A 23,688-nucleotide genomic window follows, 5' to 3' on the forward strand; every position below is an offset into this window, starting at 1 on the left:
AAATGGAATTCAAGTCACTCAAAAACATCGAATCATCGTTCAGGCAGATACGCCTGTTCGGTATCGTCTTCCTCTCGCTGTGCGCAGTGATAACGGTATGGAGCGTGTGGAGTTCCTACCGCTTCGCGGAGCGGCAGCGGGAAAAGATCTATGTGCTGGACAACGGCAAGTCGCTGATGCTGGCACTCTCGCAGGACCTCTCGCAGAACCGTCCGGCGGAAGCGAGGGAGCATGTGCGCCGCTTCCACGAGCTGTTCTTCACGCTCTCGCCCGAAAAGAGCGCGATAGAACACAACGTGAAGCGTGCGTTGCTGCTGGCAGACAAGAGCGTGTACAACTACTATTCGGACTTCGCCGAGAAGGGGTACTACAACCGCATCATCGCCGGTAACATCAACCAAGTGCTGAAGGTGGACAGCGTGGTGTGCGACTTCAACGGCTATCCCTACCGCACCGTGACCTACGCCACGCAGAAAATCATCCGGCAGAGCAACGTCACAGAGCGCAGCCTCGTGACCACGTGCCGCCTCTTGAACTCGTCCCGTTCGGACGACAACCCCAACGGGTTCACCATCGAGGGATTCACCATCATCGAGAACAAAGATTTACAAACCATCAAAAGGTAAACGGACATGAAGAAAATCAAGAAATCACTGTGGAGTGCGTACTGGAAACTCCACGACAAAAAGAAAATGCTGGTGGAACGGCTCAAAGGGTATCTGGACGGCTTGCCGCCGAAGACACGCAGGCGCATCGTGCTGGCGATGCTCATCGCATTCGCCGCACTTGCCCTCTACACCTTCGGTAAAGCCGTCTATGACATCGGCAGGAATGACGGCAGCCGGATGGAGATAGACCATGCCGGACAGGTGGAACTGTCCGTGAAGCCGGATAACAATCACAATGTAATACCTTATTTATATGGAACAGACGAAGAATGAACCCAAGAACGAAAACAAGGCGGCTCCCGGCAACGACAAGCCGAAAAAGGAGCGCAAGCCGCTGACCGAAGCCCAACGGCTGAAACGCCAGAAAATGATAGTGCTTCCCGCTATGGTGCTGGTATTCATCGGGGCTATGTGGCTGATATTCGCCCCGTCCTCCGGCAAGGAGCAGGAGCCGGGAACAAGCGGCTACAACATCGAGATGCCCGATGCGGACAAGGAGAACCGCCGGATTATCGGTGACAAGGCGAAAGCCTACGAGCAGGGGGCAATGGAGGAACGGCAGGAGAACCGCAGCCGCGCCATGCAGCAGTTGGGCGACCTGTTCGACCGCGAAACGGTGGAAGCGGATGGGGACAGCGACTTCGACCTTGCCAATCCCGGCGGAACGGAAGAGGCGGTGAAGCCAGCACCGAAGACCATCCAGTCCTCGGCAGCCGCCTACCGTGACCTCAATGCCACGCTCGGCAACTTCTACGAGCAGCCGAAGAACGACAATGCGGAGATGGACGAGCTGCTGGAACGCATCGCCACCCTCGAATCCGAACTGGAAAGCGGAAAAGAGAGAAGCTCCACGATGGACGAGCAGGTGGCACTCATGGAAAAATCCTACGAACTGGCGGCGAAGTACATGGGCGGTCAGAACGGCACGCAGGCGGCAGCGGGACAGACCGCAGAGCCGTCCCCCGTGCAGAAAACCGGAAAGAACACGGCAAAACCCGTCAGGCAAGTGACGCATCAGGTGGTGTCCTCGCTCGGACAGCCCATGAGCAATGCCGAATTTGTCGCTTCCTTCTCGCAGGAACGCAACCGCAGTTTCAACACGGCGGTGGGCGTTACAACCGTACCGGACAGGAACACCATACCGGCATGCGTCTATGGGGCGCAGAGCGTGACGGACGGGCAGGCGGTCAGGTTGCGGCTGTTGGAGCCGATGGCGGTAGCAGACCGGATCATCCCCCGTAATGCGGTGGTGGTCGGCGCAGCCAAGATTCAGGGTGAACGGCTCGGCATCGAAATCACCTCGCTGGAACACGACGGTACGGTTATCCCGGTGGAGTTGGAGGTCTATGACACGGACGGGCAGCCCGGCATATTCATCCCCAACTCGATGGAGATGAACGCCGTCAGGGAGGTTGCCGCCAACATGGGCGGTTCGCTCGGCAGTAGCATCAACATCTCCACCAATGCCGGGGCGCAGCTCGCCTCCGACTTGGGCAAGGGGCTGATACAAGGCACGAGCCAGTACATTGCCAAGAAGATGCGCACCGTCAAAGTGCATCTGAAAGCCGGGTACAGGGTCATGCTCTATCAGGAGAAGAACTGATGTATAATCATAAGAAATCCAATCAATAACAACAACCCACTAAATTCAAAGTAAAATGAGAAAAGTAATCATGATGTTTGCCCTCGCTATGGGCATCGCAACTGCCAACGCGCAGGAAAACGTAACCGTTGAAACGACCAACGGAAGTGAAGAACTGACCTTGACAAAAGAGGTCTATCCGCAGAAGGAGGCGGACGGCGACCTGTATCACGGTCTGACGAGAAAGCTGGGCTTTGACCGCATGGTTCCCCCGCACGGCTTGGAAGTGACCTACGACAAGACCGTGCATGTCATCTTCCCGGCGGAGGTGCGCTATGTCGATTTAGGCTCGCCCGACCTGATTGCGGGCAAAGCCGACGGAGCGGAGAACGTCATCCGTGTGAAGGCTACCGTGAGGAATTTCCCGAACGAAACCAACATGTCCGTCATCACGGAGGACGGGAGTTTCTACACCTTCAACGTGAAATACGCCGCCGAACCGCTGCTGCTCAACGTGGAGATGTGCGACTTCATCCATGACGGCGAGGCGGTGAACCGTCCGAACAACGCGCAGGAAATCTACCTGAAAGAATTAGGCAGCGAAAGTCCGATGCTGGTGCGCCTTATCATGAAGTCCATCCACAAGCAGAACAAACGTGAGGTGAAGCATATCGGCTGCAAGCGTTTCGGCATCCAGTACCTTCTGAAAGGCATCTACACGCACAACGGGCTTCTGTATTTCCACACGGAAATCAAGAACCAGAGCAACGTGCCTTTCGATGTGGACTACATCACATGGAAAATCGTGGACAAGAAGGTGGCGAAGCGTACCGCCGTGCAGGAGCGTATCATCCTGCCGCTCCGCGCGCAGAACTACGCCACGCTCGTGCCGGGCAAAAAAAGCGAACGCACGGTCTTCACGATGGCGAAGTTCACCATACCCGACGGCAAGTGCCTCGTGGTGGAGCTGAACGAGAAGAACGGCGGCCGTCACCAGTCCTTCGTGATCGAGAACGAGGACTTGGTGCGCGCCAATACCATCAACGAACTTCAAGTGCGCTGACCATGAGAAAGTACATCGCAATAATCATCGCGTCGCTTGCCCTGTTCACGGGGCAGGCGCACGCCCAGCGATGCCTGCCGAAGATGCAGGGCATCGAGGTCAGGGCGAATCTGGCGGACGGCTTCAAACCCGGCGGCAACGACGGCGGGTACAGTTTCGGGGCGGCTCTCTCCACCTACACGAAGAAGGGGAACAAATGGGTGTTCGGAGGTGAGTATCTCCTGAAAAACAACCCGTACAAGGACACCGCCATACCTGTGGCGCAGTTCACGGCGGAAGGCGGCTACTATTTCAAGATACTTTCCGATGCCCGTAAAATCGTGTTCGTCTATGCGGGGGCTTCGGCTCTCGCCGGGTATGAATCGGTGAATTGGGGCGAAAAAGTGCTGCATGACGGTTCGACACTGCACGACCGGGACGCCTTCATCTACGGCGGTGCGCTGACGCTCGATGTAGAGTTTTACGTGGCTGACCGTATCGCCCTGCTCGCCAACCTCCGGGAGCGTTGCCTGTGGGGTGGCGACACGAAGAAGTTCCATACCCAATTCGGGGTGGGCATCAAGTTCGTCATCAACTGACACGCGGCATGGAACGGACGGATATAGACACCATGAGGCAAATATCCCTCGCGGACTTTCTCGCGCGGTTGGGGCATGAGCCTGTCCGAAGGAGCGGAAACGAACTTTGGTATCGTGCGCCGTACCGCAGTGAGCGCACGCCCTCTTTCCGTGTGAACGTGGCGAAACGGCTCTGGTACGACTTCGGTTTGGGCAAGGGCGGTGACATCTTCACGCTTGCCGGGGAGTTTGCCCGAAGCGGTGACTTCATGGCGCAGGCAAGATTCATAGCGGAAACCGCCCGTATGCCGTTTGTCGCATCGGAAAAGCCGTTGTACCTGCCGGAACCGTCCGAACCTGCCTTTGAGGGGGTGGAAGCCGTCCCACTGCTCCGCTCACCATTAACAGAGTATCTGGCGGAACGGGGCATCCCTTATGCCGTTGCATCCCGTCACTGCTGCCGCTTGAACTACGGCGTGCGTGGAAAACGGTATTTCGCAATCGGTTTCCAGAACGTGGTTGGCGGCTATGAAATCCGGAGCCGTTATTTCAAGGGTTGCGTGCCGCCGAAGGATGTGTCGCTGGTCAAAATGGAAAGTTCTCCGACTGGCGTGTGCAGTTTATTTGAAGGATTTATGGACTTCCTTTCCGCTGCCACGCTTGGATTGGAAACAGGCGACAGCCTTGTGCTGAACTCCGTCGCCAACGTGGGTAAGGCGGTAAAACACTTAGACGGGTACGGGCGCATCGACTGCTTCCTCGACCGTGACGAAGCCGGGCGGAGGACGCTGGAAGCCCTCAAAGGACACTACGGCGGACGTGTCTGTAACTGTTCCGCACTCTATGACGGTTGCAAGGACTTGAACGAGTATCTGCAACTGACAGCAAAAAAGAAATGAACAATAACTTAAAAATCAAAGGACAATGAACATACTGAACAACAAGAACAAGAGAATATCCATCTTCAAGGCGTTGGCACTCTGCCTGTTCGCCGCCGTGTCGCTCACGCTCGCATCGTGTGACGATGACATGGACATCCAGCAATCCTATCCGTTCACGGTGGAAACGATGCCCGTACCGAACAAGGTCACAAAGGGGCAGACGGTGGAAATCCGCTGTGAACTGAAAAGGACGGGCGATTACGCCAACACGCTCTACACCATCCGGTATTTCCAGTTCGAAGGGGAAGGCACGCTGAAAATGGCGGGCGGCATTACTTTTCTGCCCAATGACCGCTACCTGCTCGAAAACGAGAAGTTCCGGCTGTACTATACGGCTGAGGGCGACGAGGCGCACAACTTCATCGTGGTGGTGGAGGACAATTTCAAAAATTCCTACGAATTGGAATTTGACTTCAACAACCGGAACGTGAAGGACGACATTCAGACCGTCATCCCCATAGGCAATTACAAACCTCTGCCAAGATGATGCGTGTATTCATGGCTATCCTCTGTTCGCTGCTGGCGGTCTGCTCCGTGTCCGCACGGGACAGCCGTCGGAAGGGGACGGACAGGCAGGCGGCAATCTACCGCCTGCCGCCTTTTGAGCGGGCGGTTCGCTGTACGAAGTATTTTGAAGGCTGGCACTCGGAGAAACACCACCCATACGTGGGCTGGGGTCATCAGGTGCAGCCGGGGGAAAGGTATTCGGCACGCACCATGACGAAGCGGCAGGCGGACGCACTCCTGCGGAAAGACTTGCGTAAGTTCTGCGCCATGTTCCGTAAGTTCGGGCGTGACAGTCTGCTCCTTGCCACGCTCGCCTACAATGTCGGTCCATACCGGCTTTTGGGGAGCGGGAAGATACCCAAAAGCACGCTGATCCGAAAATTGGAGGCGGGCGACAGGAACATTTACCGGGAATATATCGCTTTCTGCAACTACAAGGGGAAACGGCACGCCATGCTGCTCAAACGGAGAAAGGCGGAGTTTGCGCTGCTGTACATTCCGTAACATGGCAAATGCCTGACAAATGAAACTCCGATGAAGCCGCAACTTCATCGGAGTTTCCGCTTTTCATACATTCGGGATTTTTCCTTTGCCGATTACTTCACCGTCCCTGCAATGCTCTATGATGCCGGGCGAAAATCCCATCTCCCCGATTGCGATATGCCGGATATACTCCACATATTCCTGACCTTGAAAAATCCTGCCCGTGAGGTTTTTGAAAATCATCCTTATGCTTGTTCCGTCATCGCTGTGCAGGATGATTTTTCCGTTCTGTCTGATTTCTTCCATGATTGAAACTTGTTTTTGTGAATACTATCGTAGATTGGGACAGCGGTTTCTTTGCTACTTTCTTTGTCCGCCGTCATGCTCACCGAAAGAAAGTAGGGCGGCTTTGTCCGCCGCCACTCAAAAATGGGTGTAGAGTCCTGTTACCATCGTGAACATTTCTTCCAGCATATCGCAATATATGCCATCGTGTGTTTCGATGTCCTTCGTCTTGCACTCGAATGTCTTTTTGCTGAACGTCCTGCGGTAGAAACGCATATTGTAGAGGTCTAAGCCGGCATCGTAGATGATGTCAAGGCGGTTGGCACTCGTCTTGTTCCTCGCAAGGCTCATGCGCAGTCCGTTACCCATATCTATAAAGTCCTTGCTTCCCGTCATGGCGGCAAAGCGTCTGCCGCCTATCTGCTGTAAAATAGTCTTCGCTATCATGCTTTTCTTGGTTGTAGGTTGGCGGTGCGGACACCGCCAACTTGTTTAACATTCTGTTATCTCGGCAATGGGTGTGTTTCGTTTCAACCATTCCATCAGGCACTCCATATTGTACTCGCTTGTGATGACTGCCGTATGGCTGTTGATGGCGGTAAACCTGCTGCTCTCGTAGTCGTCTATCCACCCTTTTAGGGTATCAACTCCCCACGCTTCGGCATCGTCAAAGATGCCGTCCAATACTTTGATAGGCTCACTGAACTTCACTATCAGCGTTTGATAGGCTGCGTTCATCGTCTGTCCTCCTTTCCTTCCTTTGCCGTGAGCCACTCATCCCGTGCTTCTCGGCACTCGTCCAATGTGGGTTTGACACAAGAGAACAACTCTCCGTCTGTGGGGTGGCGGTAGTCGTACTGCACAAGTGTCCGCTTGCGTCTGCCGATACCTAATGGGAAACGCTCGTATTTCTCCGTACCTGCTTCCGTGCAGGTGCTTACTCCGTTGATGGTCATCCGTGTTGCCATAATCGTTGATTTTAGGGTGGTTAAAAATGTACTGACAAAACTCTGTTCTTCATCACCATTTCGGGGTCGCTCGTGTAGCGTTGGTGCAGGTAGAAATGGTGGGAACCGAAGCCGTAAAGGAAAAACCTGTCAAGTCCGTGCTTCTCGGCAAAGTTCTTTACACTCCGTCTTAACTGCTCCTCACTCGTTGCAAGAGTGAGGAGGTTCACAAATTCAAGGAACATCGTGGGGATTTTATCGTCCCACAGACAAACCATGCTTTCAATTTTTACTTCCATACTATTGGGTATTATAGGTTGATACTATGCCGCTTCCATCCGCTGGCGGATAAGGTTCACGTTGCTGTTCACAAGGTTTACAATGCGGTCGTGGTACTCGGTATTGGAATTGTGCAAGCCACGACTTTGCACCACTTCCAATGTCTTCAAGGAAACCTCCACCGTTTCTATGCGCTTGCCGTCAATGGTAGCGGATAGGATAAGAGAGTTCTTTTCAAGGAAATAGGAGTTGGAAAACACGCAATGGTGCAGTTCCGTCCCTTCCGCTGCAAACTCCGCAACGCTCTCCAACACACGCACCTGCAAAGTGCCGTCCGTGAAGGCGATGCCGAAGAATATGCCTTTGAGTTTGCGGTATGCCTTCTCGTGTTTCTTCGCTTGGCGGATGCGTTCCTCCAACTTCTTGCGTTCTATCTCCTTGTTGCGCTTGTGCATAAGTCTGTCGTGTTCGGCTTTGAGGTCGGAGGGACAGACGTACTTCGGGCTGTTCGTGTCCTTGCCGAAATGCCGCAGGAGGTCTATGGTGTCACGCCACATGGAGCCGTCAGCAATGGTGTAGCCGTTGCGGATACATATCTTTACGGATGCCCAATACCTCTCTATGTCAAAGGAACTGCGGATATAGTGGCGCAACATGGGGTATTGCCCTGCCTTCAACAGCGTTTCGGCTCGGCTGTCGGAAAGGATAGCCGTGAAAAGGTCGTAAGGCAGTATGTTGTGGTATTCGCCATTGAAGCCGTTGCGTTTCAGTTCGGGTATGAAACGCTGTCGGGGATAGGTGCAGACGGGGTTTATATCGTATGCACGGAGTTTGTTGTTCTTGCGTACCTCCATGTCGCTGTATTCCGCCCATAGGTCGTAGTAAAGTATGGACATTCCACGCAGTCGGGCAATGGTGACGGTTGTGCCTTTGGGCGAAATCCACCTTTGCACCACTTCATAAATGGAATACCCGGCTGCCTGCCCTGCCTTGTATTGGGACTTGACGAAGAAGAAGCGTATCACTTGGTACTGCTTGCAGGTGGTGATGATGCAGAAATACTCGTTCTCGCTGAACACGCTCTTTCGGGTGCGCAACGCTTCCAACTCCATGCCGCAATGCGGGCAGGTGCATCCGCAAACGGTGTCCGCAAGGTTGTGTTCACTCCTCCACGAATGTCCGCACTCGGTGCAGATGTTCGTGCCGTCCGCCCTCTTGATGGCGTAATGTTTGAAGCAATGGCGGAAAGCGTAAGCCCTCTGTGTGGCGGTCAATTTCGGCAGTCGCTCGCTCAATCGTGCGACTTCCTGCTGTATGGGTGTTCTCGGTTTCATAATCAGAAATTGAATAGGTTGGGTTGTTGTACTTCTTGTGCGGTCGCTTTGGTGGCGGTTCTCGGCTTGCTGCGGTTCTGCAACTTGCGGAGTTCCTCCTCTTGGTATCTGCGGACTGCGTTCTGCCGTGCTTCCGCCTTTTCCTCTGCCGTGAGTTCCACAACGTGGTTCACCGCCACTTGGCACTGAATGGGCTTGCCTACCTCTATCTCGTTCTCGTCATAGTAGTGGACGGCTTGCCCGAATATCTCCCCGTCCGTGAAGCCGTTGCAACCGCTCCGCTGCACGTAGTTGAGAATGTAGGTGACACAATCGTCTATGTTCTTGGCAGGGTTGCGGTAGTTCCTCGCAAAGAGCGTATCTTCCGCTGCACGCTGCTCCAGATACATCTGTATCGTTCTCTTGAAATGTTCTGTTCCTTTCATATCGCTGTCTTTTTTAGATTGTCTGTTTCAGTATTTCTCTCCAATAGGTCGGCTCTACCTCGCTCAGAAGGAAGTCTGTAAAGTCCCTCCGTGCGTCCTTGTTCAGTTCTCGGTAGAGTTCACGGAACACGGATATGTTGCCGTTGATGTACGTTTCCACCATGTACACGAAGATGTTGTCCACCTCGTAGTATCTGCACTGCTGCGCTGCCGTTTTGCTGCTTCTCTTTGCCATGTCAGTAGGGGTTAAAGGGTGAATAACCAAAGGATGAAGCCGAAGAAGGCAATAGTGGAAAGGATAGCCACGATTACACCTATCGCCACTCGGAACACTCCGTTTACAATCTCTCTAATAATGCCCCAAAAGATGCCGAACATCCCGAAGGCGGTGCGTACCATCAAGCCGCATATCGCAAGCCCTATGTACTGCGCCATTTGTCTGAAATTTGCCGTTGCCGTCATATCTTCGCTGTTTTTGATTTTTTTGTTTTTTAATGCGGATTCAAGAGCTGAGGGAGTTGAGTTTCAAACTATCTTATCTGCCTCTCGTTTATCCGACATTTTTTTTATGCGTCTTTCTGTCGCATCGGTCGTTTTCGTTTCGGGTGCTTGAAAAGGTAGGGATTAGGGAATGCAAGGTTTTTCGGGAAAAATACTACCCGCAGGGCTGGAGATTTTTTCCGAAAACAGGAGGCTTGACCTTGCATTCCCGTCCAATCCCGGAATTACCTTTGCGCCCAGAACGGAAATGACTATCTGATGCGGCTCACTGAAAGACGCGAAAATGGAGGTAAACGGAAGTGGAGGCAGATTGGACAGGAAAACTTCAAAAGAGAAATCCGTAAAAAAGGGAAAACGCCAAAAGGAAAAGGGACATAGCCGGAGGCGTGAAACCGGGCAAACCACCGGCAAGGAAGTATGATTTTATATGTCTGGCCGAGCGTGTACGGTCGGACGGATAAAATCATTCTTCCCGGTTTGCCTGCCGTGTGTGACGGCTTGTTCCATTTATGGATCGGGCGGTCAGACACGGCTTTCCGCTTACGGCTCAAAGGAACAGTGGAAAAAGAAAAATCGTCAGAAACCCGTAAAAGCACCTCTTTGGCATAAGCACAAAAGAAATGGGCCTTGCATCATTAGTCTAAACTGTTGTTTAGGCGTGAGGCAAAGCCCTTTTCTCCGCTTATGCGTAGTCGGCATACGTTCGACCAAAATCCTTTTGGGCGATGGTGTGCCGACGGACAAAACCGCTTTTACGGAAAAACTTGTATGAGAAGAAAAAATTAGGGAGATTCATTTCAAAATCTCCCGTTTTATTGTTACTTTTGCATACGAAGAGTTCTTTGAAGGTTACGCAACGCGCAGAAGGATGATGCAGTAGATAACTAACTAAATCGTAACCTATTACTATCATGAGCAATTAACCTACGCTCAGTTCCAATAAATTACACTCTTTTCGTAACTTCTTTGCACAAAGATGTAAAATTTTTTTTTATCGCGCAAATTTTTCAGGCAAAAAAAATTAACCTACACATAACCTTAGATAACATAGCCTTAACATTGCATGAAATTCGGAGGCTGTATCTTTGCCGTATCAAAAACAATAAAAAGTAAACAGACATGAAAGAAAATGTATTTAATGTATGCAGAAGAGGCACTGCAAAAAAGAATGCGATGGCGCAAGTACCGGATGGATATCTGACCGCTCTGACAAACCGTGAACTGGAGATGATTGAGGGCGGAGACTGGGAGTACATTGTTGTAGATGGAGAAATTATCAGGATTTATATCCCGAAAAATTAACGTAAAGATAACGTAGCGTTAACACAAGGCTCGAAAAAGCGGTTTTACCTTTGCTGTCGGAATATAAGAAAACAAAGGATCATTAGATGTGATAATAATAGTTAGTTATTTATTAATGTAATTTTTATGTTCAAATCCCGCATGCGCATGCACCCTCTCTGAGAGGACACGTGTTTTTCGGAAACCGGTATAAAGAAAAACGCGAGTCCTTTTGGAAGGGCTTTTAAAAGAGAAAGAGCGCAAAACGGGAACGGCAAAAGGATGAAATGAAACAGGGAAGAAAAGAGGCATTAAGCCTTCATAGATTTTATTAATCAATTAAATTTTAAAGAAAATGAAAGAAAAACGGAATGAATCCACTTACGCAGTGGAAGTGATGAGTGAGAGTGAAATGACGGAAGTCAATGGCGGACGTTTTGTGAAATGGTGGATGTATTTAATATCTCCGGGAGGTGCATTTATTGCAGGTAGATTCGAAGATGGATTGTTGGGTAAGTAATAAAGAAAAGAATATGGAAACAAAGAAAGAAATTATGGCAGAAATGCCATTGTCGGAAATGGAAAATGTTGATGGTGGTGTTGTTATCACAACTCTTGCTGCAGTCTGTACTGTAGTGTGGTTTGCAGGAGAGATCGCCTATCAAATAGGGAAATCAATGCGATAAATTTTCCGGTCATGAAGAGTTTAGAAGGAAACAGACAATCGAACGCTAAGCAAGCGTTAACAATCATGTTCTACCTTTCAATTGTAATCTACGTGGCAGGACAAGTTGCTTTCCAAATCGGAGCTGCTATGGCTGGAGGCTAAAAGGGAAAAACAATGTTTGAAGAATTGGGGGAGTTTTCCGTATAAAAACTTCCCCCAATTTGCTTTTTTATATCGGTTCTTACGAGCCTTCACCTTATTAATTAAAATGATATAAGTAAGCACAAAGGTTTTGCGGTATGGATAAAAAAATAGAGCCGATTACGGAAATAAAATAAAACAAGTATAATTAAAAAGAAGAGAAAAGAGAAAGATGTTATTTATAGCTAGTGCCTCATGCATTCTTGTATTGGCTATACGATGCAAGAATAAGAAGATAAAATATGCATTGTTGGCATGTTCGCTGGTCTTGTTGATTTTAAGCATGCTTATTACACTCTGATTTTGTTTCGTGAAAGTGCAGCACTTATCCGATGATTTCAGGGTTTACTCGGCAAGACAGGATGTGATGTTTTTGACCGGAGAGTGACCGATTTACTTCTCCGGCCACTTGCCGCCTTTTCGGACAATCGAAACGCATTACATTGTGCCAATACGGACGCGTTATGAAAGGGCATAACTGAATACGTTTTGATGATCTGTGCGAATTATTTTTTTCGAATCGGAATTGGATAATTGAAATCTTCTTTTTAATTTCGCATCAATGAATGTTTAACAATAAAAAATGAAACGTATGAAACGGTGTATTTTTAACAAAGAATCGAATGCGGATAAGGCATTGGTGATTTTATTCTGCCTGTCCATTATCATTTATGTGGCCGGTGAAATAGCATACCAATTCGGACAAGCTTTGGCTGCGGGGTAAGCGCATTGAATGCTATTCTTAAGAGTAATTGAATTCTTTGGCTTCATGTTCTTCAACCGAATTAATTATTAAAACAGAACAGTAATGGAAAGACAATTATTTAACCTCATTGTATTGTCGTTAATTATTGCAGCCGACTGTTTGGCAATTTATGACTTGCTGCGTTATGAAAAAAAGCGTAGTGTACTGTATAAGGTGGTTATGGTATGCCTTATTCTTCTTTTACCATTGTTAGGAGTATCGATATATTATGCAATAAAGAATCGTCACTTAAGACGAAGATGCTCCGTTTAGTTTCTTACAAGACATTGTTTTGAAAATTACTCTTTTACAAACCAAAGAAATAAAACACAAAATATCAATCCAGGACATGAAAAAAACAATTTGGAAAACAGCCTTGATCACCCTTGGGGTATGGGTGTTGTACGATATCATCCGGAACTTACCCGAGAGTGTCGCAGCTTTTAAAGCCGGCATGGATTTTTGCATGAATATGTTATAATCGGCTGGAGAATGAGGGTGGGGCGCGATGCGTTAATTTGTTCTTTAACGTTTACCCTTGCCCCATAATCTTATTTATTCTCATAGAACTTAAGAGGATATGCCAAAATGTAATGTTTTGACGCATCCTCTTTTGGTTGTCCGGTATCGGTTAGCCCCCTGCTTTGTTAACGTAAAAATAACATGATGATAACATAGCTTCAGTTGTTCGCCATATACTTTTGTCGTAAGAATTTAAAGACAGAAGCTATGTTGTTACCGAACGAGTTTATTGAGAATAGTATTGAGACGTATATCTATAAACATACAACAACGTCTCAAAAAATTTACTGGGTCGTATTGGCGGCTGTGACAGTGGCATTAGCTTCTCTGCCGTTTATTTATGTAGATATATCGGTACAGGGGTTGGGAATCATCCGGCCTGTTGCGGAAAAAACGGAGATCAAGTCGCCTGTAACAGAACTGGTCGATTCCGTCTACGTCCGTGAGGGCGAACAAGTGAAGAAAGGCGATATTTTGTTGCGATTCCGTACAAACAGTTCGGATTATAAGATAGCCTATCAATCGAACCGCCTGAGCGATTACGCCGAACAACTAAGCGATTTGACTTATTTGGCAAGAGGAGCGTGTCCTCCTTCTTTTCAATCGCCTGTACGCAGGCAGGAATATCATTATTATATCAAACGGAAGAATGAGTTAGAGACTTCGTTGGATCAGGCGGAAAAAGAATATCTCCGCAACAAATCCCTGTTTGAAAAGAAAGTCATTGCCGAAGAAGAATACGATAAGTATCTCTACCGCTACAAAAGTCAGCAGAACGAGTTGGCCTCGCTCATCGAAAATCAGATGAGTACATGGCAAGCAAATTTGAACGCACTCCGTAACTCACATAGCGAGATGCATACTTCCCTAAAGCAGGAAATAAAAGATAAGGAGATGTATTTCGTCAAGAGCCCGGTCAGCGGAACGTTAGATCAGTTCTCCGGGATATATCGCGGCAGCAGCATACGGGCCGGAGAATCCCTCGCCGTGATAAGTCCGGACTCTACGCTGTATTTCGAGGTGTATGTGACCCCAAGGAATATCGGTTATCTGAGTTTGGGCATGCCGGTGATTGTGCAAGTAGAATCGTTCAATTATAACGAATGGGGTACGGTCGGTGGTACGGTCAAAGATATATCGTCGGATTTTATGACGGATAAACAAGGTCATTCTTCTTATAAGGTGAAATGTGGGATGGACAGAGACTACCTGCAACTGAAGAACGGACGAACCGGTAAGTTAAAGAAAGGAATGACCGTCAGTGCTCATTTTATGATTACCCGTCGCTCCCTGTTCGACCTGCTTTACCAGAAGATGGATGATTGGGTAAATCCTGCCCGGTATAAACAAGTATCTAACGATTAAACATAAAAAAACAAATGAAAAGAGGAATTAAAGTTAAACAGCATGATATAACCGACTGTGGGGCGGCTTGTCTGGCATCCGTTTGTGCTTACCATGGATTACGTTTTCCCGTTTCACGTATCCGGCAGTATGCTTTCACAGACAAAAAAGGAACGAATGTGCTTGGGCTTACTCAAGCTGCGCATAAACTCGGCTTATCGGCCAAGGGGGTCCGTGCGCTTCCGGAGGCTTTGGATATCGTACCCAAACCGGCAATTGCCCATGTTATTGTCAAAGAACAATTACAACATTATGTCGTAGTCTATAAAGTAACGAAGACACACGTTACCTATATGGACCCCGGAGACGGGCGCATGCATCAAAAAACGCGTGAGGAGTTCAATAAAGAATGGACAAAGGTTATGGTTATTATGGAGCCTGAAGAGTCTTTCCGGCGTGGAAACGAGAAGAAGAGCATCATCTCTCAATTCATTGCTTTGCTTGCGCCACATAAAAGCGTCATGCTTCAAGCTCTTTTCGGCGCTCTTGTATATAGTATATTAGGACTTTCTACAGCGATCTACGTCGGTAAGATTACAGATTATGTCTTAGTAGATAAGAATTTGAACCTGTTGCATCTGATGGGAATAATCATGATTGCCGTCCTTTTATTGAGAACGTTTATCGGTGCGATGAAGAGTATTCTGGCCTTAAAGACCGGTCAACGTATCGATGCCGCATTGATTCTCGGATATTATAAACATCTGTTGACCCTCCCTCAGCAATTTTTCGATACGATGCGCGTAGGCGAAATCATATCGCGAGTGAATGATGCCGTAAAGATTCGTTCTTTTATCAACAATGTCTCACTCGATCTGGCTGTGAACGTGATGATCCTGTTCTTCACCTCCTGTCTGATGTTTGTGTATTCATGGAAGCTCGCCGTAGTTACCCTCTTGTCAGCCCCTCTGTTCCTGCTTGTGTTCTGGGGATTCAACCGACTGAACCGTAAATACCAGCGCCGCATTATGGAAAGCGCTGCCGATCTTGAATCACAGTTAGTCGAATCGATTAACTCCATTTCGACCATCAAACGGTTCGGGATAGAAGAGTATGCCAATCTGAAGACCGAGACGCGCTTTGTCCATCTGTTAAAGAACACGTTCCGCAGTATCTATGGCTCTATTATGGCACAGGGTGGCATTCAATTTATTTCTACGGGAGTGACGATTGCCGTGTTGTGGACAGGTAGCGTACTGGTGATCGATCAGGAACTGACGCCGGGTGCCCTGATGCTGTTCTATTCATTGGTGGGATATGTACTGTCTCCGATCTCTTCGCTGATCACGTCGAACCAAACCATACAGGATGCGTTGATTGCGGCAGATCGCTTGTTTCAGATTATGGATTTGGAGAGAGAAAGCGACAATAGTCAGAAAATCAAGCTGACACCGGAGATGATCGGCAATATTTCGTTCGAGAATGTAGCCTTTCGTTACGGTTCCCGAAAGAAGGTCTTCGAGTCGTTAAATTTAAAAATAGAAAAAGGAAAGACAACAGCCGTTATCGGTGAAAGCGGCTCCGGTAAAACAACGCTGATTTCACTGATGCAGCATATCTATCCGATACAAGACGGACAGATACGCATCGGAGAGTTCGATATTGCCCAAATTACGAACGAGAGTTTACGCAGGATCGTTGGTACTGTTCCTCAGCAAATCGAATTATTTGCCGGAAGTATTGCCGAAAATATCGCGCTCGGAGATTTGTATCCGGATATGGAACGAATCATCGACTTGGCGGAGCAACTAGGTTTAAAGGAGTTTATTGAAAAATTACCGCAGAATTATATGACGTATATCGGCGAGCATGGGGCATCGCTTTCCGGGGGAGAGCGGCAACGTCTGGCCATTGCACGTGCGTTATACAAAGAACCGGAAATCTTAATATTTGATGAAGCGACTTCTTCGCTCGATTCGGTTTCGGAGAAATTTGTAAAACAGACCTTGAAAAGTCTGGCGACACGAGGAAAGACGATTATTGTGATTGCTCATCGACTGAGCACCGTCAGAGATGCCGATGCGATCGTTGTGCTGGATGATGGGAAGGTGGTTCAGCATGGGGTGCATGAGCAGTTGATACATGAGGACGGTATTTACCGAAAGTTGTGGAACGAGCAATACGGCATGGTATGAAAAGCATGGTTTTTCTTGTATTGTGCCTGTTGTCAGGAAATTTACTGTATGGGCAAGCTCCGTACACATTAGGAGAATGCATACAACAAGCTCTGCATGCCAATGTGGATATCAAACGCCAACAGGTAAAGTTGGACAAGCAGGCCATTCGGGTCGAGACGGAAAAGTACAGCCGGTTGCCGGACCTGAATTTGAACGGAACACAGCAATTTGATTTCGGGCGTTCGCTGAACCGTGATAATACGTATACGGATGTCAACTCACAAACAAGTTCATTTTCTTTGACCACAGAAGTGGGGCTGTTCTCCGGATTTAAAACGATGCATTCGATCGCACGGCAAAAGTTAGAATTAAAAATAAATCGAGAATTATTAGAGAAAGTACGGAATGATATTTCGTTGCAAGTTACCATCTGCTATTATCAGATTCTGCTCGATAAGGAGATTGCAGCGATAGCCGACGAACAGATCATATTGACGCGTGAACAGGAAGAAATGACACGGGTGCTGGCTACACATGGCAAAGTAGCGGAATCACAAGTGTTGACTGTCAAGGCACAGTTGGCAAATGACGAATTAGCATCGGTCAAAGCAGCGAATACACTTCGCCTCTCCATGATCAATTTGCTTCAGTTACTTGAGCTACGCGATACCGCCGGTTTCGACATCGTGCCTGTTGCGCTCGATACCCTCATGCCTTTGGCCGTATCTCCGGATGAGATTTTTGCCGTATCGGAACAGATTATGCCTGAGATCAAAAGCGCCCGTACAGCTGTTGAGAGCAGCCAAAGCGCTATTCGCATAGCCAAAGCCGGTTATTATCCGTCCTTAGCATTGGCCGCAAAAATAAGTAGCGGATATTATCACAATAATGACAATAATCCGCCATTAGACATACAGTTTAAAAACAATATGCAGCAAACGGTATACCTCACGCTCCGTATTCCGCTATTTAACCGGATGACGACCAGGAATGCCGTACGCACAGCACAAAAAGAACGGGAGGATAGCCGTCTTGCCGCAGACAATGCGTTAAAAACGTTGTATAAGGAAATACAAAAGACGTGGTACGATGCTCTCTCCGCACACGAGCGCTACGAGTCGACCCGCCACTCCGTCGCGGCCAACAGTGAGGCATTACGCTATGCAAAAGAAAAATATCAAGCGGGAAAGAGTACCGTATACGAATATAACGAAGCAAAAATGAAACTGGCGAATAGTCGCTCCGAACAGGCACAGGCCAGATATGAATTTGCCTTGCGGAAAAAGATATTGGATTTTTATGCCGACCAATCCATCAGGTAGAAACGATCAAAAAAGGATGATTATGCAATTATTTGAAACCATTGACAGAGCCAAACGCATGCACGGTCTGATACAGCACGAGGCAACGGGAGACCCACAGCAATTTGCCGAGCGCCTGCATCTTTGTCGCCGACAGTTTTTCAATGTGTTGGACGAACTGAGGGATTTAGGTGCAGAGATACGATATGACAGAGTACGGTGTACGTATTTTTACGCCAATGACTTCGATTTTCAGATCGTAATCAAATGCTGCTCCCTTGACGAAAAAGAGCAGAGGCGGATTTCCGGAGGATTTTTTATCAAAAAAATACCGAGTGCAATTTTATTGCACCGAAGCGATGTACTTTTGTGTTGTGATTAAACGAATGGTGCACAATTCGGGAGATTGCAGAAAGACTTTATTTTGTAAATTTAAAATTTTAAAACAATGAAAAATTCAGAATTGACTACTTATGGAGTAGCAGAGCTTAATGCTCAAGAGATGGAAGAAGTGAATGGGGGATTTTGGGGCGCTTTAGCGGCTGCTGTCGCGGCTTATTTAATCATTAGCTCAATAGAGTATCCTGAGGATTTCGTAGATGGTTTTTTAGGTAACAAATAAACTGAATGATCATGAAAGAACTAAGTTTAGAAGAATTGGTTGAGATAAATGGAGGTGAAACAGGTTCTCGGAACGGTGCTCGCATAGCAGGGCGACTTGTTGGGATAGCATTGATGGGACCCTTGGGCGGAATTTATTATTGCGGTAAAGATATGGGATGGTGGTAATAAACAAGACTTATCGTATGATTTTTAAATATTCGTCTCGAAAGAAGCAGATTGGTATATTGAGTATTTTGTTCTTGATGGTGGTTATATATGCCATATACAGGCATTATCTACGTCCTTATGCGATTCAATATTCAGACAGTCGATTCTTGAAAGATTTGCTTTATACATTTCCTAATTTCTGGGGCTCATTCATGCTTTATCTGATGTCTAAATACTTTCTGAACCATACTTTTTGGAAATCGATATGGTATGTGTTTGCATTGGCCGTTATATATGAATCGCTCCATATTGTGAATTTTGGGACAAGTTTCGATATTTATGACATCTTGGCTTCGGTGATTGCTCTTATATTCATTGTGATATATGAAAAAGTCATCAAACCAAATGTTTGTAGAAGAAAGGTACTTTTCTCTAAGCAATCTTGTGTAAATGATAATGCAGGAGACGACATATGGAAAGAGTAAGATAGCCTTATACCATACAAACCAAATCGAGTAGGAGGAAAACGTCTTCCTACTCGATTTACTATAAAACATATCAAACCAAATTGTTTGCTGTTTTGGAATGAAGAGACTTTCTCTATATTAACAAATCCAGTAATGAAACAACGCATTGATTTAAGATGATCTTTCTCAGCGGTATTCCATTATGAATCGCGTTTTATTCTACCATCCTTTCCAAACGATTACGGGCTGTTCTTTGGGCGCTTTTTCTCGTGCCGACGCTGCTGTGCGGTCAACCTCGTTCGGTCATTACGGGGAGCGTCGCAGATGAGCATAACCGGCCGCTTCCGAACGTGAGCCTTTTCTTCAAACAGGCGAAAAGAGGAACCGTTACGAATTCCGACGGGCAATTCCGGCTCCGGCTGCCAGAAACAGGCGATACGCTGACATATCGTGTACGAAACACAGGCCGCCATACCCATAGCGCAAGACAGGCTTACTTTGTTCATTCGATTAGTTCTCGCCGATGTACCACTGAACGAAGTCATCGTTACGAATCTTTCGGCTCGCGAGCTGTTACAAATTTATAGCTGTAATTTTTAGACATAAACAACATGATGAAAAAGAATTATATTATTGCAGGAGCCATTATTGGCATTATCGGGATACTGATGGCATGGATATACAGACCGTACGTCGAAGCACATCAAATTGAGGATTTATACATAGGAGATACGCTTGAATGCCTTTTCTTTATCCCTACGGGAGCGTGTCTTCTTTATGGTATCAGTAACAAATACTCTTTTGGAAAGGTCGTATTAATTATTGCTTTCTCAACGGTACTCTATAATGTGATAGGGGGAGATTTCGGATTTTTTGTAATCCGTCTTGTTGCCATACTGGTTAGCACAGTTGCCACTTATTTCATCCAAAAATGTATCAGCCGATGTGCCGTCCCAACGAAAGTCAATAGATAGATCGTTCTATCGTATGATTTTTAAATAGTTGTCTCGAAAGAAACAGATTGCGATAGTCCATGTTCTGTTCTTGATTGAACGAACATGAAAAATTTTGATTGGGCTACCTACGGAGTAGCAGAGCTTAATGCTCAAGAGATGGAAGAAGTGAATGGGGGAGATGGAAAATTTCATTATTGGGAGTTTGGCTTGGCATGTGTTTTGCTTGGTCCTATAGGTGGGGCATTTTATCTATTAGGTGTTGCACAAAATTGAACTAAAATAATTTGATATTTTGTAATTATGTTTGAAGAATTAACTATTACAGAGCAGGAGAATATCTCTGGAGGAGAGCTTGTTATCGCTATAATTGCTTTTTTCTGCTACCAATTAAGTAAAGATTAACTTTGGAAGAATAATGAAAAAAGTTAGTGTGATTTCTAATGTGTTAAGCATTGCTGCTATTATATTCCTCTTCATTTTAGACTATCCGTTTATGAGTGTCGGATATATTATGAAGAATGTATTAATTTTAGCGCTTATCTTGCTATCGATATTGATTTATGTACGAAAAAAACAGACGGAAAATAAATAGCTTTTCAAGTGTTTGTTTTTTTTAGTTATTGTTGCTTTGCAAATGTGATGTTTTGATTGTCAATCAGAGGTTGACACAAGATGTTTAATTGAATATCGGGAATCTTTATCTTGTACAGAGCATAGGATTCCCGATTTTGTCATTCATATTGCTTCTGTTTTGCAGATCGATCATTTTAAGACAGAGAACTATACGGATTTTATGCGTTTGCATACTGTGCGTGGTGAACACCGGTATGTTAAGCGCGATAGATGGAATTTTTTTTGCATCTGATCGAAAACGCTTCTATCTTTGTGCGTTTATTTTTTATATTTTTTATAATCGTGTTGATTGCGGCTCTTGTGCGTCAGGCAGTAGAGATGTTGTCCACCACAATATAAGCATATTGCCTGCATTTCGATTGTCAACCGATAAATAAATGATCAAAACATAGAAAAGGACGATGGTCAGATGAAAAGAATTATATGTATTATGCTTGTTATTATGACAGGTATGTATTTAGGTGCAGGGCCGTCGAGGATGTCGGCTGCCACAGCTGCTCCTCGTGCAGGTTTATTTGATTTCTTCAGAAAAAAGAAGAAGAAAACGGCTGCAACGGAGACGAAAAGTGACTATGAGAAACTGGTGGCAGACGCTTGTCGGAGCGAGGGTATGTTTATCGTTTATCAGAAGAAGAACGATTATTACTTTGAGATACCCGTTAGGCTGCTCGGCCGTGATATGCTTGTTGTGAACAAGCTGCAGCGCGTCCCCTCAGAGTTGAACGATGCCGGCGTAAACCGCGGCGTGAACTATGAGAATCAGATGGTGCGCATGGAGTGGGACAAGCGTGCGGGCAAGTTACTCTTTCGGCAGCAACGCCCACTACCCGATTCACCGCAGGAAGATGCGATACACCGTTCGGTAGCGGACAATTTCATCTCGCCGCTTATCGCCGCCTTTAACATAGAAGCGGTAAAGAACGATTCGACGGCAGTCGTCATCAAGGTCAATGATATATACAACGGAACCGAGACGAGCATCAACAACGTCTTTACCAACATAAATCTGGGTACATCGGCCGTTAAGGATTTGTCACGCATACAAAAGATCAAGTCGTTCCCCGATAATATTGTCGCGATGTCCGAACTTACCACACGTGTTGTCGAAGGTACGACGACCGTACACGTCACCGTCGAAGTCAGCTCATCGCTGTTGCTGCTGCCGGAACGGAAGATGACCGGTCGCTTCGGGAGTCCTAAGGTAGGGTATTTTATCACATCGCTTCAGCGTTTCGGCGACGCGCAGCAGCGTACGGAGAAAAGTCATTACATCACCCGCTGGCGAATGGAGCCCAAGCCGGCCGACCGTGAAGCCTATTTGCGCGGTGAACTCGTAGAGCCGGAACGACCCATCGTCTTTTACATTGACCGTTCTACTCCGCACCGTTGGCGTCCTTATATCAAGCAGGGGATAGAAGAGTGGCAGGAAGCGTTCGAACAGGCAGGATTTAAAAATGCGATTGTGGCGAGAGACCTTACCGACAGCATGATCGTGGATATGGACGATGTTAGCTACTCGGTACTTACATACGCTGCATCGGAGAAAAAAAATGCGATGGGTCCATCGTTACTCGACCCCCGTTCGGGCGAGATCTTGGAGGCAGACATTATGTGGTGGCATAACGTCATTTCTATGGTAAGCGAGTGGATCACTACGCAGACCGGTGCCGTAAACGTTGAGGCCCACCGCTCACCTCTGCCGGATTCGCTGATGGGCGATGCCATCCGTTTCGTTGCCTGCCACGAAGTGGGTCACTCGTTGGGATTACGGCATAACATGATGGGCTCATGGGCTTTCCCTACAGACTCGCTGCGTTCGCCGGGATTCACCGGCCGCATGCACTCTACCAGTTCATCGATTATGGATTATGCGCGTTTTAACTATGTGGCACAGCCGGAAGACGGCGTCAGTCTCCTCTCTCCGCATATCGGTCCGTACGATAAGTTTGCCATCGAATACGGTTATCGCTGGTATGGCAAAGAGACCCCCGAAGAAGAGCGCGAACTTTTAGCCGATTTCCTGAGTCGGCATACGGGGCGTCTGTATAAGTATGGTGAAGCGCAGGACATACGGGACGCTGTAGACCCACGCGCACAAAATGAGGACTTAGGCGACGATCCCGTGCGTTCTTCGCTGCTGGGTATCGCTAACCTTAAACGGATCGTTCCTCATATAATCGAATGGACGACGACCGGTGAAAAGGAACAAACCTATGCTGACGCGTCTCGCCTCTACTATGCGGTCATCAACCAGTGGAACAGCTATCTGTATCATGTTCTTGCCAATATCGGCGGCATCTATATGGAAAATACGACGGTGGGTGACGGGACGAAGACTTTTACGTTTGTGGAAAAGGAGAAGCAGTCTGCCTCCGTACGTTTCCTGCTGGATGAAGTACTTACTTATCCACGATGGCTCTTCGATGCGGAAGTGGGCAAATATACGTACCTGTTGCGCTCTACACCGCTCGGCATACAGGAGAATGCTCCCACACAAGTACTTAAAAACGCACAGGCTTATATCTTGTGGGACCTGCTGGGCAACAACCGCCTGATGCGCATGATAGAAAATGAGGTTGTAAACGGCAAACAGGCCTATACGACGGTAGAACTTATGGACGCCCTCCATCGACATATTTTTGCCTCCACCGAACGTGGCGTATCACCCGACGTGATGGAGCGTTCGCTGCAGAAAAATTTCCTTGATGCCTTACTAACGGCTGCCGCCGAACCGGAGGCGGTGAAAATAAATAAGCATCTCTCGGAAGATCATTTTTTACTTGCCGGCCGACCGTCGTTATGTCAGCATTCCGATGAAGAACAGCGTTGCCTGCGTCAAATAAACCGGGTGGGAGCACCACGCACGCTTAACTTCTACGGTGCGCAACTTACGCGTATTTCAGACGCCATCTCGATAAAGCGCGGAGAACTCTTGCGCATAAAAACATTGTTGCAAAAACGCCTCGGTATGGCCGATACGGCCGTGCGCTATCATTATGAAGATATGATACTCCGCATCAACACGGCGTTGGGGATTTGACAGACCGGTAA

34 protein-coding genes are annotated in these 23,688 nt (G+C 47.5%); 25 read left to right on the forward strand and 9 right to left on the reverse strand.

Annotated elements, in window-relative coordinates:
• Window positions 1-2: 2 nt before the first annotated feature.
• The 8 genes from traK to BFO_RS05505 are packed head-to-tail and all read left to right on the forward strand — an operon-like array spanning window position 3 to window position 5,822.
• Window positions 3-626 (forward strand): conjugative transposon protein TraK, encoded by a 624-nt coding sequence (traK, locus tag BFO_RS05470; RefSeq protein WP_007366506.1) that lies wholly within the window; start codon window positions 3-5, stop codon window positions 624-626.
• 6 nt (window positions 627-632) lie between these two features.
• Window positions 633-941, forward strand: coding sequence for a TraL conjugative transposon family protein (locus tag BFO_RS05475; RefSeq protein ID WP_007366505.1), 309 nt, complete (start codon window positions 633-635; stop codon window positions 939-941).
• Window positions 922-2,271: a conjugative transposon protein TraM gene (traM, locus tag BFO_RS05480; protein WP_007366504.1), complete on the forward strand. Its 1,350-nt coding sequence runs from the start codon at window positions 922-924 to the stop codon at window positions 2,269-2,271. The genes BFO_RS05475 and traM overlap by 20 nt, the downstream gene beginning before the upstream one ends.
• Window positions 2,272-2,326: 55 nt before the next feature.
• The gene (traN, locus tag BFO_RS05485) at window positions 2,327-3,313 is read left to right on the forward strand and encodes a conjugative transposon protein TraN (protein ID WP_007366503.1); all 987 of its coding nucleotides are present in this window, start codon (window positions 2,327-2,329) and stop codon (window positions 3,311-3,313) included.
• 2 nt (window positions 3,314-3,315) lie between these two features.
• Window positions 3,316-3,891, forward strand: a complete 576-nt coding sequence (locus tag BFO_RS05490) for a conjugal transfer protein TraO (RefSeq protein ID WP_007366502.1) — start codon at window positions 3,316-3,318, stop codon at window positions 3,889-3,891.
• A gap of 8 nt (window positions 3,892-3,899) precedes the next feature.
• Entirely contained in the window at window positions 3,900-4,769 is an 870-nt protein-coding gene (locus tag BFO_RS05495; protein ID WP_007366501.1) for a toprim domain-containing protein, read from the forward strand.
• Between the two features lie 25 nt (window positions 4,770-4,794).
• On the forward strand, window positions 4,795-5,298 hold the full coding sequence (locus BFO_RS05500; RefSeq protein ID WP_007366500.1) for a DUF3872 domain-containing protein: 504 nt from the start codon (window positions 4,795-4,797) through the stop codon (window positions 5,296-5,298).
• Window positions 5,295-5,822 (forward strand): glycoside hydrolase family protein, encoded by a 528-nt coding sequence (locus tag BFO_RS05505; protein ID WP_007366499.1) that lies wholly within the window; start codon window positions 5,295-5,297, stop codon window positions 5,820-5,822. The genes BFO_RS05500 and BFO_RS05505 overlap by 4 nt, the downstream gene beginning before the upstream one ends.
• A 63-nt stretch (window positions 5,823-5,885) precedes the next feature.
• On the opposite strand, the gene BFO_RS05510 is transcribed toward BFO_RS05505, so the two are convergent.
• The 9 genes from BFO_RS05510 to BFO_RS14900 form a co-directional block, all read right to left on the reverse strand.
• Entirely contained in the window at window positions 5,886-6,107 is a 222-nt protein-coding gene (locus BFO_RS05510) for a DUF7688 family protein (protein ID WP_007366498.1), read from the reverse strand.
• A 117-nt stretch (window positions 6,108-6,224) separates the two neighbouring features.
• A complete protein-coding gene (locus tag BFO_RS05515) occupies window positions 6,225-6,533 on the reverse strand; it encodes a hypothetical protein (RefSeq protein ID WP_007366497.1) in 309 nt (102 codons plus the stop codon).
• Between the two features lie 45 nt (window positions 6,534-6,578).
• Window positions 6,579-6,824, reverse strand: a complete 246-nt coding sequence (locus BFO_RS05520; RefSeq protein ID WP_007366496.1) for a DUF6956 domain-containing protein — start codon at window positions 6,822-6,824, stop codon at window positions 6,579-6,581.
• Entirely contained in the window at window positions 6,821-7,054 is a 234-nt protein-coding gene (locus BFO_RS05525; protein ID WP_014224641.1) for a DUF3873 domain-containing protein, read from the reverse strand. Before BFO_RS05525 ends, BFO_RS05520 begins: the two co-directional genes overlap by 4 nt.
• Window positions 7,055-7,074: 20 nt before the next feature.
• Window positions 7,075-7,332: a hypothetical protein gene (locus BFO_RS05530; protein ID WP_007366494.1), complete on the reverse strand. Its 258-nt coding sequence runs from the start codon at window positions 7,330-7,332 to the stop codon at window positions 7,075-7,077.
• Between the two features lie 24 nt (window positions 7,333-7,356).
• A complete protein-coding gene (locus tag BFO_RS05535) occupies window positions 7,357-8,646 on the reverse strand; it encodes a PcfJ domain-containing protein (RefSeq protein WP_014224642.1) in 1,290 nt (429 codons plus the stop codon).
• Between the two features lie 2 nt (window positions 8,647-8,648).
• The gene (locus tag BFO_RS05540; RefSeq protein WP_007366492.1) at window positions 8,649-9,071 is read right to left on the reverse strand and encodes a PcfK-like family protein; all 423 of its coding nucleotides are present in this window, start codon (window positions 9,069-9,071) and stop codon (window positions 8,649-8,651) included.
• A 13-nt stretch (window positions 9,072-9,084) separates the two neighbouring features.
• Window positions 9,085-9,306, reverse strand: coding sequence for a hypothetical protein (locus tag BFO_RS05545; RefSeq protein WP_007366491.1), 222 nt, complete (start codon window positions 9,304-9,306; stop codon window positions 9,085-9,087).
• An 11-nt stretch (window positions 9,307-9,317) separates the two neighbouring features.
• Entirely contained in the window at window positions 9,318-9,533 is a 216-nt protein-coding gene (locus tag BFO_RS14900) for a hypothetical protein (protein WP_007366490.1), read from the reverse strand.
• A 456-nt stretch (window positions 9,534-9,989) separates the two neighbouring features.
• On the opposite strand from BFO_RS14900, the gene BFO_RS14040 reads away from it, so the two are divergent.
• The 17 genes from BFO_RS14040 to BFO_RS05605 all read left to right on the forward strand — a co-directional run bounded on the left by BFO_RS14040 (window position 9,990) and on the right by BFO_RS05605 (window position 23,677).
• Window positions 9,990-10,181: a hypothetical protein gene (locus BFO_RS14040; protein WP_014224645.1), complete on the forward strand. Its 192-nt coding sequence runs from the start codon at window positions 9,990-9,992 to the stop codon at window positions 10,179-10,181.
• Between the two features lie 510 nt (window positions 10,182-10,691).
• Window positions 10,692-10,874, forward strand: coding sequence for a hypothetical protein (locus BFO_RS05555; RefSeq protein ID WP_014224647.1), 183 nt, complete (start codon window positions 10,692-10,694; stop codon window positions 10,872-10,874).
• A 334-nt stretch (window positions 10,875-11,208) separates the two neighbouring features.
• Window positions 11,209-11,373, forward strand: coding sequence for a hypothetical protein (locus tag BFO_RS15555; RefSeq protein ID WP_014224649.1), 165 nt, complete (start codon window positions 11,209-11,211; stop codon window positions 11,371-11,373).
• Between the two features lie 13 nt (window positions 11,374-11,386).
• Complete coding sequence (locus BFO_RS05560; protein WP_157755296.1) at window positions 11,387-11,539, forward strand: hypothetical protein; 153 nt, start codon at window positions 11,387-11,389, stop codon at window positions 11,537-11,539.
• Between the two features lie 774 nt (window positions 11,540-12,313).
• The gene (locus BFO_RS16395) at window positions 12,314-12,445 is read left to right on the forward strand and encodes a hypothetical protein (RefSeq protein ID WP_256122186.1); all 132 of its coding nucleotides are present in this window, start codon (window positions 12,314-12,316) and stop codon (window positions 12,443-12,445) included.
• Between the two features lie 84 nt (window positions 12,446-12,529).
• Window positions 12,530-12,739, forward strand: coding sequence for a PLDc N-terminal domain-containing protein (locus tag BFO_RS16620; RefSeq protein WP_014224653.1), 210 nt, complete (start codon window positions 12,530-12,532; stop codon window positions 12,737-12,739).
• 76 nt (window positions 12,740-12,815) lie between these two features.
• Complete coding sequence (locus tag BFO_RS16400; protein WP_014224654.1) at window positions 12,816-12,947, forward strand: hypothetical protein; 132 nt, start codon at window positions 12,816-12,818, stop codon at window positions 12,945-12,947.
• 248 nt (window positions 12,948-13,195) lie between these two features.
• Entirely contained in the window at window positions 13,196-14,353 is a 1,158-nt protein-coding gene (locus tag BFO_RS05570; RefSeq protein WP_014224655.1) for an HlyD family secretion protein, read from the forward strand.
• Between the two features lie 14 nt (window positions 14,354-14,367).
• Window positions 14,368-16,527 carry a peptidase domain-containing ABC transporter gene (locus BFO_RS05575; protein WP_014224656.1) on the forward strand — a complete coding sequence of 720 codons (2,160 nt, stop codon included), beginning with the start codon at window positions 14,368-14,370 and terminating at the stop codon, window positions 16,525-16,527.
• Window positions 16,524-17,831: a TolC family protein gene (locus tag BFO_RS05580; RefSeq protein WP_014224657.1), complete on the forward strand. Its 1,308-nt coding sequence runs from the start codon at window positions 16,524-16,526 to the stop codon at window positions 17,829-17,831. The genes BFO_RS05575 and BFO_RS05580 overlap by 4 nt, the downstream gene beginning before the upstream one ends.
• A gap of 22 nt (window positions 17,832-17,853) precedes the next feature.
• The gene (locus BFO_RS14400; RefSeq protein WP_140230679.1) at window positions 17,854-18,192 is read left to right on the forward strand and encodes a helix-turn-helix domain-containing protein; all 339 of its coding nucleotides are present in this window, start codon (window positions 17,854-17,856) and stop codon (window positions 18,190-18,192) included.
• 66 nt (window positions 18,193-18,258) lie between these two features.
• Entirely contained in the window at window positions 18,259-18,432 is a 174-nt protein-coding gene (locus tag BFO_RS15560; protein WP_140230680.1) for a class IIb bacteriocin, lactobin A/cerein 7B family, read from the forward strand.
• 11 nt (window positions 18,433-18,443) lie between these two features.
• Window positions 18,444-18,599: a hypothetical protein gene (locus BFO_RS15565; RefSeq protein ID WP_155642412.1), complete on the forward strand. Its 156-nt coding sequence runs from the start codon at window positions 18,444-18,446 to the stop codon at window positions 18,597-18,599.
• A 799-nt stretch (window positions 18,600-19,398) separates the two neighbouring features.
• Window positions 19,399-19,635: a peptidase associated/transthyretin-like domain-containing protein gene (locus BFO_RS16625; RefSeq protein ID WP_385993635.1), complete on the forward strand. Its 237-nt coding sequence runs from the start codon at window positions 19,399-19,401 to the stop codon at window positions 19,633-19,635.
• Between the two features lie 24 nt (window positions 19,636-19,659).
• Complete coding sequence (locus tag BFO_RS05600) at window positions 19,660-20,022, forward strand: hypothetical protein (protein ID WP_041590708.1); 363 nt, start codon at window positions 19,660-19,662, stop codon at window positions 20,020-20,022.
• 84 nt (window positions 20,023-20,106) lie between these two features.
• A complete protein-coding gene (locus tag BFO_RS15570) occupies window positions 20,107-20,277 on the forward strand; it encodes a hypothetical protein (protein ID WP_014224662.1) in 171 nt (56 codons plus the stop codon).
• A gap of 838 nt (window positions 20,278-21,115) precedes the next feature.
• On the forward strand, window positions 21,116-23,677 hold the full coding sequence (locus BFO_RS05605) for a zinc-dependent metalloprotease (RefSeq protein WP_244262959.1): 2,562 nt from the start codon (window positions 21,116-21,118) through the stop codon (window positions 23,675-23,677).
• Window positions 23,678-23,688 lie beyond the last annotated feature (11 nt).

It is taken from the genome of Tannerella forsythia 92A2, from assembly GCF_000238215.1.
Classification (GTDB): Bacteria; Bacteroidota; Bacteroidia; order Bacteroidales; family Tannerellaceae; genus Tannerella; species Tannerella forsythia.